General features: G+C 62.6%; 17 protein-coding genes. 1 reads left to right on the forward strand and 16 read right to left on the reverse strand.

The window, feature by feature from the left end; genetic code table 11:
• Positions 1-85 precede the first annotated feature (85 nt).
• The 4 genes from WDC87_RS20965 to WDC87_RS20980 all read right to left on the reverse strand — a co-directional run bounded on the left by WDC87_RS20965 (position 86) and on the right by WDC87_RS20980 (position 1,583).
• On the reverse strand, positions 86-208 hold the full coding sequence (locus WDC87_RS20965) for a hypothetical protein (RefSeq protein WP_301655376.1): 123 nt from the start codon (positions 206-208) through the stop codon (positions 86-88).
• Positions 209-243: 35 nt separating this feature from the next.
• Positions 244-840: a ParA family protein gene (locus WDC87_RS20970; RefSeq protein WP_301655377.1), complete on the reverse strand. Its 597-nt coding sequence runs from the start codon at positions 838-840 to the stop codon at positions 244-246.
• A gap of 114 nt (positions 841-954) precedes the next feature.
• Positions 955-1,419 (reverse strand): hypothetical protein, encoded by a 465-nt coding sequence (locus tag WDC87_RS20975; protein ID WP_049430686.1) that lies wholly within the window; start codon positions 1,417-1,419, stop codon positions 955-957.
• Entirely contained in the window at positions 1,410-1,583 is a 174-nt protein-coding gene (locus WDC87_RS20980; protein WP_156476632.1) for a hypothetical protein, read from the reverse strand. The genes WDC87_RS20975 and WDC87_RS20980 overlap by 10 nt, the downstream gene beginning before the upstream one ends.
• Positions 1,584-1,805: 222 nt before the next feature.
• Between WDC87_RS20980 and WDC87_RS20985 the strand changes: the two genes are divergently transcribed.
• Positions 1,806-3,536: a type 4 pilus major pilin gene (locus tag WDC87_RS20985; protein WP_162292566.1), complete on the forward strand. Its 1,731-nt coding sequence runs from the start codon at positions 1,806-1,808 to the stop codon at positions 3,534-3,536.
• A 162-nt stretch (positions 3,537-3,698) separates the two neighbouring features.
• Here WDC87_RS20985 and WDC87_RS20990 read toward each other — a convergent pair whose 3' ends face one another.
• From WDC87_RS20990 to WDC87_RS21045, 12 genes are all read right to left on the reverse strand, one after another.
• On the reverse strand, positions 3,699-4,460 hold the full coding sequence (locus tag WDC87_RS20990) for a hypothetical protein (protein ID WP_301655324.1): 762 nt from the start codon (positions 4,458-4,460) through the stop codon (positions 3,699-3,701).
• Positions 4,457-5,374 carry a hypothetical protein gene (locus tag WDC87_RS20995; RefSeq protein ID WP_061478918.1) on the reverse strand — a complete coding sequence of 306 codons (918 nt, stop codon included), beginning with the start codon at positions 5,372-5,374 and terminating at the stop codon, positions 4,457-4,459. The genes WDC87_RS20990 and WDC87_RS20995 overlap by 4 nt, the downstream gene beginning before the upstream one ends.
• A gap of 88 nt (positions 5,375-5,462) precedes the next feature.
• Positions 5,463-5,903: a DUF6573 family protein gene (locus WDC87_RS21000; RefSeq protein WP_044570520.1), complete on the reverse strand. Its 441-nt coding sequence runs from the start codon at positions 5,901-5,903 to the stop codon at positions 5,463-5,465.
• 263 nt (positions 5,904-6,166) lie between these two features.
• On the reverse strand, positions 6,167-6,640 hold the full coding sequence (locus tag WDC87_RS21005) for a hypothetical protein (RefSeq protein WP_301655325.1): 474 nt from the start codon (positions 6,638-6,640) through the stop codon (positions 6,167-6,169).
• A 21-nt stretch (positions 6,641-6,661) separates the two neighbouring features.
• A complete protein-coding gene (locus tag WDC87_RS21010) occupies positions 6,662-6,916 on the reverse strand; it encodes a hypothetical protein (protein WP_024956687.1) in 255 nt (84 codons plus the stop codon).
• Positions 6,917-7,275: 359 nt separating this feature from the next.
• Positions 7,276-7,764: a hypothetical protein gene (locus WDC87_RS21015; protein ID WP_012480707.1), complete on the reverse strand. Its 489-nt coding sequence runs from the start codon at positions 7,762-7,764 to the stop codon at positions 7,276-7,278.
• Positions 7,757-8,116, reverse strand: coding sequence for a hypothetical protein (locus WDC87_RS21020; RefSeq protein ID WP_301655326.1), 360 nt, complete (start codon positions 8,114-8,116; stop codon positions 7,757-7,759). Before WDC87_RS21020 ends, WDC87_RS21015 begins: the two co-directional genes overlap by 8 nt.
• Positions 8,117-8,137: 21 nt before the next feature.
• The gene (locus WDC87_RS21025) at positions 8,138-8,641 is read right to left on the reverse strand and encodes a hypothetical protein (RefSeq protein ID WP_301655327.1); all 504 of its coding nucleotides are present in this window, start codon (positions 8,639-8,641) and stop codon (positions 8,138-8,140) included.
• A gap of 323 nt (positions 8,642-8,964) precedes the next feature.
• Positions 8,965-9,363 carry a hypothetical protein gene (locus tag WDC87_RS21030; protein ID WP_111008242.1) on the reverse strand — a complete coding sequence of 133 codons (399 nt, stop codon included), beginning with the start codon at positions 9,361-9,363 and terminating at the stop codon, positions 8,965-8,967.
• Positions 9,364-9,654: 291 nt separating this feature from the next.
• On the reverse strand, positions 9,655-10,137 hold the full coding sequence (locus tag WDC87_RS21035) for a hypothetical protein (protein ID WP_061478924.1): 483 nt from the start codon (positions 10,135-10,137) through the stop codon (positions 9,655-9,657).
• A gap of 58 nt (positions 10,138-10,195) precedes the next feature.
• A complete protein-coding gene (locus tag WDC87_RS21040) occupies positions 10,196-10,552 on the reverse strand; it encodes a hypothetical protein (protein ID WP_301655328.1) in 357 nt (118 codons plus the stop codon).
• Positions 10,549-11,067: a hypothetical protein gene (locus WDC87_RS21045; RefSeq protein WP_301655329.1), complete on the reverse strand. Its 519-nt coding sequence runs from the start codon at positions 11,065-11,067 to the stop codon at positions 10,549-10,551. Before WDC87_RS21045 ends, WDC87_RS21040 begins: the two co-directional genes overlap by 4 nt.
• Positions 11,068-11,211: the final 144 nt, after the last annotated feature.

Genomic DNA, 11,211 nt, shown 5'->3' on the forward strand with positions numbered 1-11,211 from the left:
ACCAAAGCCAGAATCAGGGCAAAGGAGGCCACCACCCAGACCACCAACTGATACCCTCAGCCCCGTACACCGGGTGGGTCAAAGTTCAACGCGCAGCCTGGGTCAGTTTTAAGTGCGCGCCAACAGTCACGTCCTTGACGTCATCCAAGGTGCGCTTGACGGCCTTCTTCGTGGCAGCCTTCTTGGCAGGAGCTTTGCGAGTGGCCATGGGTAGGTCTGGGAGGGAAACCAAGGGAAGCTCCATCATGCCGCAGCCCTCCGGCCTGCACCAGCAGCCAGGATGTCGCGCACCCGGACCGCCAAGGCGTGGATCTCCTCCTGGGCCACCCGGGCCCAGCGGCCGTTGGCGTCGAACACGGTCTTTCCCTCCTCGTAGCAGTCCGCAAACAACGCACGATCCCGCACCAGCATGGCGCCCGACATCTTGGGGTGCTCCAGGCGACGTCGATGGGCTGCCCGCCTCTCGTTGGCCCGGTTGGCGATGGGCAGGTAACGCTTTCCCTTCTTTTCAAGAACATCCACGGTTCGCAGGAAGATGAGGAAGCTGGCCCCGTCGAGCAACGTCGGCACCAGGTAGAGGTCCGCCTCGGGAATCACCTCGTTGTCCGGCAGACGCGGCGGGGTGTCGGTGATCTCCACGTCGAAGCCAGGGGAGCGCGATCGCCCGACACTGAACGGTGTTTCGTCCGACAGTGAGGCAAACGCGCAGGCCCCGCCTTGGGGGTCCCAGTCATTGACCAGCACACGCAGGCTGGGGTCACGGGCATAGCACCCGGCTAGATTCAGGGCCAGCGTCGTGCGGCCGACGCCACCCTTGAGTGAGAAGTTGCACAGTCGCATAGGACATCCTTTCGTGAGTAGATAGGGGTTCCTCTCGAATCTACCCCGACGCTGCCATAGCGCAAGTGCATGTTTTTGCAACCCTTTCGGGCCGTTCAGCCCTTGGATTATTTTCTATCCTTCCGACAAGGCGGCTGGACGACGGCAGTCCCACCGCAGCGTGTGGGCGGTGTTTGACGCCGAGCAATGCAGATCGAACGGCTGAGAGGCCATCCATGCTTTGACAGACGGTGGCGCAGCGCCATGCAGTGCTTCGATGATCGTCCAGCGTTGTTTTGCCGGACCGAACTCCGCGAACACGTCCGCTCCGGCTTCAGCCAGCATTCCAGCCATCTTGTCGTAGCACTGTCGCTTGGCCGGGTCATCCTGGTTCACGTGCCACGCCATGCAAGCGACGTGGAAAGCGGTGATTCCGTTGGGCCCCACCGGGTGGTCCAAGGACGGGAAAGCCGTCAGGCCCCTCCACGCCTTCAGACGTGCCTCGCGGATGGCCGCAATGGTTCTCTTCAAAGCCTGTGGGTTGCGGTGCTCGATGGCATCCAGAAGCCGTTGAGCACGCCGGTCTGTGGTCATTTCCATTTCAGCTCCTTGCGCAGCTGGCGCTCGAAGTGGCGTTGCTCGCGCGCCAGGCGGGCTTGCCGGCGAAGTTTGCCTTCGGGCAGGAACGCGGGAACCGTGGGAGGGATGTGCGCGAAAGGAAGGCCAGCAATAAGGCGGGACAAGTTGGCGGGGCTTTCAATCATGGTGGCGGTCTCTTGGGTTGTTTGGAGCTACTTTCGTGAGTAGGTCGACCCACTCACTTGACCTCATGCAACCAGATCGCCGAGCAATGTCAAGATGAAAAATCGACCTTTTTTTGACTAAAAACAGGGGCTTGCGGAATCCCAGGTGCATCGCATGCTGAGTGCATGACGCACACAACCCGCCCCCGTTGTTCGCCCACTCTCACCCACGTTTCCAAGGGCGTGCGCAGCGCGCTGGGCTTCACCCTCACCGAGGCCTTGCTTGCGCTCGGGGCCGTGACCGCCGCCACGGGCGCGATGTTCCTGTTCTTTGGCCAGGTCGATGCAAAGTCCAAGGTGGCCAGCGAGACGCGCAACCTGCGCGAGCTGTCCCGTCGTCTTGAAAGCAGCTTTGGGGTGGTGGGGACGTTCCGCGGGGTGAGCACCACGGCCGTGGTGGTCGATGGATTGGCCCCTGAATCCCAGCTCGGCGCCGGGGAAAACGTTTTGACCAACGCGTGGGGCGGCGCGGTGGACGTCCAGCCTTACACCGTGGATCGCTTCGGCGATTCGTTCTCCGTGAGCTACGCCGGCCTTCCTCGTCAAGCGTGCGTGGCCCTGGTCGCGGCCAACGCGGGCGGGGTGTGGGACGCGCAGGTGTCGGACGTGTCGGTGATTCGAAACACCGGCGGCCAACTCGACGTCGGATTGCTGAGCCGCACGTGTGCGGACAAATCGCGCGTGGTCTTCGTCTACCACAGCGGATTGTTGGGAGGCGAGTGGACCGGATCGCCTCTAGTATTGCCGCCAGCAACACCTCCGGCCACTCCACCCGGTTCTCCGCCCGTGGGATTCCCGGTGGGGCCCGTGGGGCCGGTGCCACCTTCCACGCCGGTGTCGCCCCCAACCGCCCCGCCACCAAGCGTTCCGCCCACGACGCCCCCACCGGTCACGCCGCCCGCTCCCCCGGTGAGCGTGACGCCTCCGGCTCCGCCCACTTCACCGCCGGTCACGCCGCCGCCGATCAGCACCACGATGCCGTGCCGAGAGTGGAGCGAGAACCGAACGATCAACTGCCCAGTGGGCCAGGTGGGCCAGGTGTTCCAACACCGCCGTCACCACTGCGGAACCGACCCGAGTGTTTACGAGGCGTGGGCTGGGTCCACGACGGCCGGCAGTTGGACCACGACCAGCAGCACCTGCACTCCGTGCCCTGCTCCCGAGACCCGCAACGTGGGATGCCCTGCAGGTCAGTTTGGCTCGATCGGCCAGCGGCGGACCTTCTCATGCACGGGCACCGGTTCGTGGGACGCTTGGACGCAAACCAACACCACCTGCGCGGCTTGCCCAGCACCTTTCCCACAAGCCGAAACCCAGTGGGTCGCCGCGAGTGCCGCTTGCCCGGCAGGCCAAAGTGGATCGCACACGTGGCAGGCCGAGCAGCGGCGGACCAGGATGGGGTCTTACAACTGCCCGGCCACCACGTGGTCGCTGCCCAGCCCGACGTTCACCACTTGGACAAATTGGGCGGAGACGGGGGTTCGTCGCAACGAGGCCAATACATGCACACCCAACGCACCACCCCCGACGTTTCCCGAATACACCGGGCGATCTTGGCATTCGTGGGGAGACGGAGGGCACTACGGCTGGGCGATCTTCTGCAACGCTCCCCGGACCCTGGCCGAGCTTCAAGCCACCTCGTTGGCATGCACCTGGCAATACGAAACGAACGACACCCCCACGTTTACGCCAGAGCCACCTGGCGTGACCCGCCCAACACCGGCTTTGGAAGCCTGTGTCTACGCGCTGCGCGCCAACTTAACTCCGATGCCAGGTTACGGCTTCGTCAACCACCCAGGCACCGCGGTTTGGCCGGCGGCTTGCTCGTGCAGCGTCGTGGGTCCAGGCGCGCGGTTCTACTGGCAAGACCTGGGAGCGAGCGACTGGGTGGGCTTTGAATTCAAATGCCCCTGACGGCAAAGAAGGCGGGGGGCATCCCTCACGTTCGAAGTGGCAAAGCTTCGGATCTCCAAAACCGACCGGAGGCAATGCCCTCGCACCAAGCGTGCTTTTCAGAAGGCAGGTGGCTTGGCCACCTGCGGCGGCTTCTGGGCTCTTCGCTGTTGTGCCTCGAAGTCAAACCCCAGCCAGGGTTTTCCACATCGCCTTGCCCTGGGCTTCGTGAACCGATGCGTATTGCTGTGGATCCCAGCTGGTCCCGGTCAGCAGCAGCCCCAGCTCTGCCACGATGGCCTGACAGCGATCGCCAAAAGCCAAGACCTCATTGAAGGTCAACCCAAGCGTGTTGATGTCAAACGCGCCAGGCTCCTCGTCCAGCTTGCGCATTTCCAGGTGGGCGTGGTGCTTGTCCCGTAGGGTCTTGATTTTCGCTGCCACGGGATCAGCCGAAAGGATCACCATTTCATTGGAGACCTTTTCCCAGCCATTATCGAAGCGCGAGTAATTTTCGTCCCGATCGCTCTGTCTGAACTTCTCCTGGAAAACAGCCGAGCTTTCGGGCGGCAGGTCACTGATCGGTTCGTCGTGGAAGTGATCGAACATGCGCCCGTAGCGCTCCCGGTAGTGCTCCTTGATGGCTGGATCTGTTTGCAGCTTTCTCCACAGGTTGGTCAGGCTACCCGACCTGAGATCGTTGTCCAGAAAAAGCCGTGACTGATCGCGCACCAGGTCTTGCCCAAGAAGCGGAGCCAAGTGGTTCCACGCATTGGCGCCGGGGGTCTTATCCAATTTGGCTTTGAGCCCTGCCTGGATCGCGGGGTCTTGAATGAGTGGGGACAAAATGTGCCGGCGCTCGTCGAGGATGTGGCACTCCTGCGTGAGCACCCGAACGAATCCATCGATTTGGCGAATACGTTGTTCCAGTTCCTCAGGCTTCATTCTTGCTCCGCCTCCAGCGGCACCTGCTGGAAACGCACCTGCAGCCGCTTGATGAGCGCACGGGTTTCCGCGTTCGGAGCGCGCGTGGACACCAGCACCGCCTCCCCGTTGGGCACGTGGCGGATGGCCTTCTGCTCGGCCCGGAGAACGGCGCGGTATTTCACCGCTTGATAGACGCCTCGCTGGAGTTCGTCCTCCGAGCACTTGCTGGTTTTAACTTCCACCGCCAGGCGATGTCTTCCGTTATCGAAATGCGCGTCCAGTCGGTCACCCGAGCTCAACAACTTCTCGTTGCTCCCCATGGGGAAGTACCCAAAGTCCACGAACTCTTCGGGATGGCTGGCCACCCACGCCTTCAACGCTTTGTGCTCGTCGCTCTCTGGCCGCCCCCCCTCCTGGACTTTAGGAAGGGGAAGAGGCGCATCCGCTGCCACCTCTTCAACCGCCCCGGCGGACGGGGTCAGCATGGTGGCTCCCAGAGCGCGGGCGACCCGGTCCCAATTGGGATAGGTGAAAACGTCTTCCATCGCCTCTCGCAAGTGCGCACGGCGCTCTTCCTCGGTGTCCAGCTTCTTCCCCGCGAAGTAAGCTGGCGAGATGGTGATCGCCCCCTCGCCAGGGTGTTTCGTGTTCTTGTTGACGACGATTGCGTGGAGGGGCGGGATGGGTTCCTTCCACTGCTCGCTGAGCCACTGCAGGGCCTGGGCCACTCCCCCGGCGACGGTGCCGTAGAGGTCTTTGCGGGGTTTGATCTCGTGTCCGAAGGTGTCGTGCAGCTCTTGGGCCAGGTCGCTGTAGGAATGAGCTTCACCCTCCTGCGCCCACCGGATGAGGATGGGCAGCGCGTCCGGGATAACCCGGCTCCGCCAGGGTGTGCGTGCAAACTCCACCTTCGACCAATCGAACTTTTCCATCCTCTACTCCTCCCTTGTCGTCTCGCCATGGTAGCGGCGGGACCAGCACGGGAAAACGATGGGGGCCGATGTCCTGCCCCCTCCCTTCTCAATCCTCGTTGGGCAGCATGATGGTGACCACCGGCTCCAGGGCGTCCCCGGGCCCACACAGTGCTTTCAAGGTGACAAGGCGATGGGTCGACCGCGTCAGGCCAGACCCGGCCTCCGGGTGGGCTTCGTTTGACAACCAGTCGCCGGCGTCGGACAGAGCCACGTGGAGCTGGTAGTGGATCTCCGAACCGTTGCCCTGATGCCGCTTGATGGCGACGTGGAGCATGAAAAGCACATCCCAGAGCCGGCCGTCCACCGACTGGCCGCGCACCTCCAGTCCCGCGGGCACTTCCACGTAGCGTGCCCACGCAGCGCGGGTGATGGCCACGGGCAACTTGAAACCGGCTTCTTTGGCCACGTCGGACACGTCCACCAAGACGCCGTCCTCGATCGCCTGGGCGCGGGTGTAGGAATGGATGAGGTCGGAAGGCTCGAACATGTTGTTTCCTCGCTTGGTGAGTAATGGCCCGGTCCAGGGCATCCGGTGCGGATGTCTTGGAATGGGAAACCCACCGCCCCACCGCTCGGCGCGGTCAAGGGAGGAAATGGAAGGGCTGGCGCGGCCCGCAGCGAAGCGAGGACACGGGCCCTGGAATGGCCCTTGACCGGAGAAGCCGGGCGTTGGGGCCGCGCGCAGCGCACAGGGCTTGAATGAGGTGCCGCGGGCGGCACACCGATTCGGCGTTGAACTTGGGAATACCGTCAGGCCTGGGCGCAGGCCAGAGGGACCCGGTCCATCCAGGTGCTCTGCCCTGCCGATGCTTGGGCGGTGAGCGGGCCAAGGCCCTGGACAAACGTCAGGCGTGCAAGCTCGACGTCGCTCTGGGGCCAGTAAGGACCATCCGGCGAGAACACGAAGTGGTCCCCTTGAAGGGCCCCACAGGTGGTGCAGTGATGGGCCAGGTAGGTTTGCCCTGACGTTCGAGTAGTGGCGAAACGAAGCCAGGGCGCGTGGCCCGCCACGAAAGCGACAGTGTCCTCGTCCAAACGCTCGATGTAGCGCAACACGGCACCCTCCCCCTGATCCACCAGACCCTCGTCGTCGTGCTCCTCGAACGAGGGCACCCAGATCGCGGCGGTGGGGGACGGGGCGTGGCAGAAATGGCACTCGGTGTGGCCGAGCAGCAGGCCGTAGGCCGGAGCCTGAAGGGTGGATGGAGGGGCAGCGTGGGTCATGGAGCCATTTTGCCCTGGGTGTCAGCCGGTGAGACGAGCCTGCGTTGAATCGTGGGTGTTTCGGAGCGTGCCCCGCTGTGAACCCAGCCACGCCATTTGCTTGTATTCGTCTTTGCTGAGCAACTTGGACACTCCCAGCCACTGCACCAGGTGGTAGTGCGCAATCGTTCGTGGGTAGCGCTGAATCCCCTCGTGCAACAGTTTTGGCAGGTAACACACAGAACCATCGCGGCGCTCGTATGCGTAATAGCGGTGGCGGGCGGCACGCGTGGTCATGGCGTTTCCCTCAGTGCGCCCAAAGGGCACGATCGATGCAGCGTTCAAGGCGCTGGGCCAACCTAACGCTGAAAGGAAGGGCGATGGGGGCAGCGATGGCGAGAAGAGAAAGGGTCATGTCGGCGGTTCCAGTCGGTGGGTAGAGCGTTGCGTTCTTCCTGATCCCAACGTAGACCGCCCTGGAAATTTGTCCACGGTTGTAGTGGACAGAATCTTGACAAAAAGTAAAAACTGCGGAGCTAAGGCCGCAGTTATTCCTAACATCCCTTCTCGCGCCGAATGCGTCACCTGCTCTTTTCCACCGCTGCTTCTACAGATGCCGGCGCGCAGCGACCGGTGGCGGCGTTGGGCCGTTGGCTCTACAGCCTTGCCCGCTTTGCACTGACACTTCCCCGGGCTGCCCATGCATGCTCCAGGTGGACAGCACGTTGTTCGGCTTCCACCGTGGCCACCACGTGCGGCATCGCCGCCTTCAGCGATGGCGTGTTCCAGAACGGGCTGCCCCGGTGAGGGTTGCCGCCCAGCCGCAACAGCAGCAACGCCGTCTGTTCAAGTCGGCTGCGCTCGTCGGCGTCGTCGCTCAGCTGGTAGTCCGCCGCCAGCTTTTCCAGCGGGCGCTCGCACCAGTGGTTCCTCTCTTGAGGGTGCGCACCAGCTTGCAGGAGGGCTTCGACGATGCGGGGCCAGGCAAGTGCGGAATGGAGCGCGGGACCTTCGTTGAGGCGCCACGCGTTGGGGTTGGCGCCCTGCCGCAGGGCCTGTAGAGCGCCGAAAAGGCTTCCCTCGACGCACGCGTGAATCAGCTCAGCGCTCGGACTTCCTGGCGGTGGTGGGTGGCGGTCAGCCATGGCGGCTGCCCCGAACCTGGTTCCGAATGAGATGTCCTTGGACGCAGTCTCGGATGATCTGGCGCACCGCTTCTGCGGTGGAAATCCCAGCGTTCACCGCGCCCTGCTCCACCGCCTCCAAGACGCTGCGCTGCAGCGGAAGGTAGGCCAGCCGCACGTCCCGTTCCCCACCCAGCCGACGCTTGCTCAGTGGGTAAGGTTTGGCGGCATACATGGCGAGCACTTGGCGCACGGCTTCGTTTCGCGTGACCTGCACGCGCGCGGCGGCCGCCTGCAAGCGCTCCAGATCACGGGAGTAGCCCCGGGAGGACGGAAGGGTGGCCAAGTCTGGGGAACGGACGGGTTTAAGCACTTCTCTTTCCTTGGACGGCGGTCACAGACGCACGCGCTGACGGGGAGGTTCCAGGGCCGCCGCCGGAGCTGGCGCTTGGCTCTGGGCCTCTTGGCGCGGGTTCCACACTTCCCCACCGATGATCATGCTCGGGCCACCTGTAGCAGGAAGGACCTGCGAAAGCCTGGCTTGCTTCGCTGCGGCGTTGAGCGCACGCGCGGTGTCCTCCTGCATGCTTTTGGCTTCGTAGATCACCGGCCCCTTCAAGTGGCCCTGCGCTTCGTCCACAAGGGCGGCAAGGATTCGACCGAACTTTGACTTTGGCCCTTGGTTGCGAGCATCGACGTCCCAACGCTCGATCACTTCGAACGCCTTCTCGTGACGGTGGCCAGACTTGTTGAGCTCGCCAAGCGCCGCTTCAGCGTCTTGCACGTTGAAGCGAATGGCGGAGAGCTTCACCGGGTGCGCGTAACCACCACCACTCGATGCCGATTGCGTGATGGCGACCGCTTGGTTTCCGTCGCTGACGAGGTGATGAATTTTCATGTCGATTTCCTTGGTGGTTTTCGGAAGGCGCGATTGCCCATCCACAAATTCAAGGTAGATCGCACTGGAGTTTTGTCCACGACTGTAGCGGACAAAATCTTGACTAAAAGCAAAAACTGCGACACTGAGGCCGCACTTTTTCCTAACATCACTTCTCGCGCCGAAGGCGTCACCTGCTCCTTTCCCACCCCCGCTTTTACAGAAGCCGGCGCGAAGCGACCGGCAGTGGCTCTGGGCTTTGTTTTTTCAAAAAAAAAGCCCCCTGGCGGGGGCCTTAAAGGACATTGGTTGTTCTTACGCGAGTATTCTTTTGTCAGCACGTCTCACTCCGCGCACTCCACGTCGATCCATTCTTCATCGAACCATTCGTTCAGCGTCGCCAGGTCTTTGACCTTGCAATTGGTGCCGTAATCCGACCCTTCGATGTCGAGCCCCACTTCATAGAGGAGCTCCCCGTCCTCTTGACGCTGCACATTGACAGAGACGGTTTGCTCAGCCAGCAGCTCGTCGTCTTCGCGTCCCAGCTCTGCCCAATTGCGGTTCAGCAGGAAAGCCAGCAATGCGTCTTCAGCGGAAGACTGGAACGCGGGATAGCCCGCCGCGCCGGTCGAATAGGTATACCCAGACAACTGGTCAAACAAAGTGCTGGCAGCGGCATGCGCAGCTTCGTGAGCTTCCTTGACGGTGATGGTGTCGTTTGTGATGAGCATCGTGTGGTTCATGGCGAGATCCTTGTTTGTCGGTTGGCACTATTGCCTTCCCATGTATCCAAGGTAGATCGCCCTGAAAATTTGTCCACGGTTCTGGTGGACAAAATATTGACTAAAATCAAAAACTGCGGAGCTAAGGCCGCAGCTTTTCCTAACATCACTTATCGCGCCGAAGGCGTCATCCGCTCTTTTCCTACCCCCGCTTTTACAGAAGCCGGCGCGAAGCGACCGGTGGCGGCACTGAGCTTTTCTTGGCACAAAAAAAGTCCCCCTCGCGGGGGCCCCAAAGGACATGGATTGATCTTACAGGCTGGTGGAGCGCCAAAGCTTGCCTGCGATGCCACCGACGATGAGGGCCACCGGCATGAGCGCCGTCAGAGCCATCGGGGGCACGGAGGTGAAGAAGTTTCGCTCGCTCTCCTCCAACCCCGGGTAGAGCAGGCCCACAGCAACGCTGGCCAGCTGCAGGGCAACGACGACGAGCAAGCCCACCAGGGCGCCCTTTCCAAAGCCACCTTTGGGCGGCGAAACCGGGAGCCCGCTGGCCCTTGCCGCGCGCACGCGGGCCGCTCGCCAGTTCAACACGTAGAGAATCGCCAGCAAGAGCAGCACGGCTGCCCCACCAGCGGCTGCCAGGCCGGCCTGCCAGCCGTAGCCCTCGTTCTGGCCGATCTCTTGGGCCCCGGCAAGAAACAGCAAGCCCGCTCCCCCAAGGATCACAGTGGCGGGGGCCAACAAGCCCCACTGCATGTGACCGCCGGGGGTGTGGTGAGCGTTGTAAGACATGGGACCTCCTTAAAGTGGTGTTCCTCAATGCATACCGCGATTCCGGTCCTTGGCAAGGTCAGCCCTTCTTCTGGGCTCCGGCCGGCACCCAGCCGGTGGGCTGCTTCTCAAAGACGAAGTCGTAAGCCGGCGGCACGGGGACGGGCTTCAACTGCTGCCCGCCCTGGAACCCGACCACGTCCAACGTTCCACCGGTCACGCACGTGGCACGCTGGGGACCAGTTGAGGTGCAATCCGCGGTGAGGTCTTTCCAACCCCGGACCTCGATTCGTTGGCCCATTTCACTGGAGAGGTTGGCATTGGCATGCGCCTCGTAAGCGTGGGCGACTTGTTCGATGGTGGGAAGATCAGCTTTGCTGCTGCAGGCAGCCAACCCTGCGGTGATCAGGCCGAGGGAAACGAGGGTTGCTTTCATGCCGGAGCTCCTTGCGTATGGGTCAAATCAACGTCGATCGTTTCATCGCGGTATCCGAGCCGAACCCTCTCTATCGTCACGTCCATCTTTGGCACCGTTCCCTCCACCCAGACCCGGTTGACGGAGAACACCACCAAATCGTCGCGGTAGCTGCGACCTTGTCGCGCCAAGTTCGCGGCCGCTTGGGCGTCCATTCGGATGAGCAGATGGAAGCGGCCGGCGTTGGGTGGGCTGGACACCCCCGTGGAGGTGCGGTGAACCCACGGCACAAAGCCCTTGCCGGTGACGCTTTGTCCCGCCGCGGACACCTGAGGCATCGGGATGAATCCTTCCAGCACGCCACGGTCGGCCCGATAGGCGACATCGCCCAGCGCTTGGAACGTGGGACGAATCGCAAACCGTCGGATGGCCTTGAAGCGCTGCAGGCGCGCGTCGAAGGCCGGGCCATAACGGCGCTCGATGGCAGCCGGATCATTGCCCGAGACACCGTTGGCGCCGTGGGCCTTCGTGTCCATCAGCCACCATTGCCTCAGGCTGTTGGCGCGCACTTAAAACTGACCCAGGCTGCGCGTTGAACTTTGACCCACCCGGTGTACGGGGCTGAGGGTATCAGTTGGTGGTCTGGGTGGTGGCCTCCTTTGCCCTGATTCTGGCTTTGG

Origin of the sequence: Stenotrophomonas maltophilia group sp. Smal12, from assembly GCF_037079935.1 — a bacterium.
Taxonomy (GTDB): domain Bacteria; phylum Pseudomonadota; class Gammaproteobacteria; order Xanthomonadales; family Xanthomonadaceae; genus Stenotrophomonas; species Stenotrophomonas sepilia.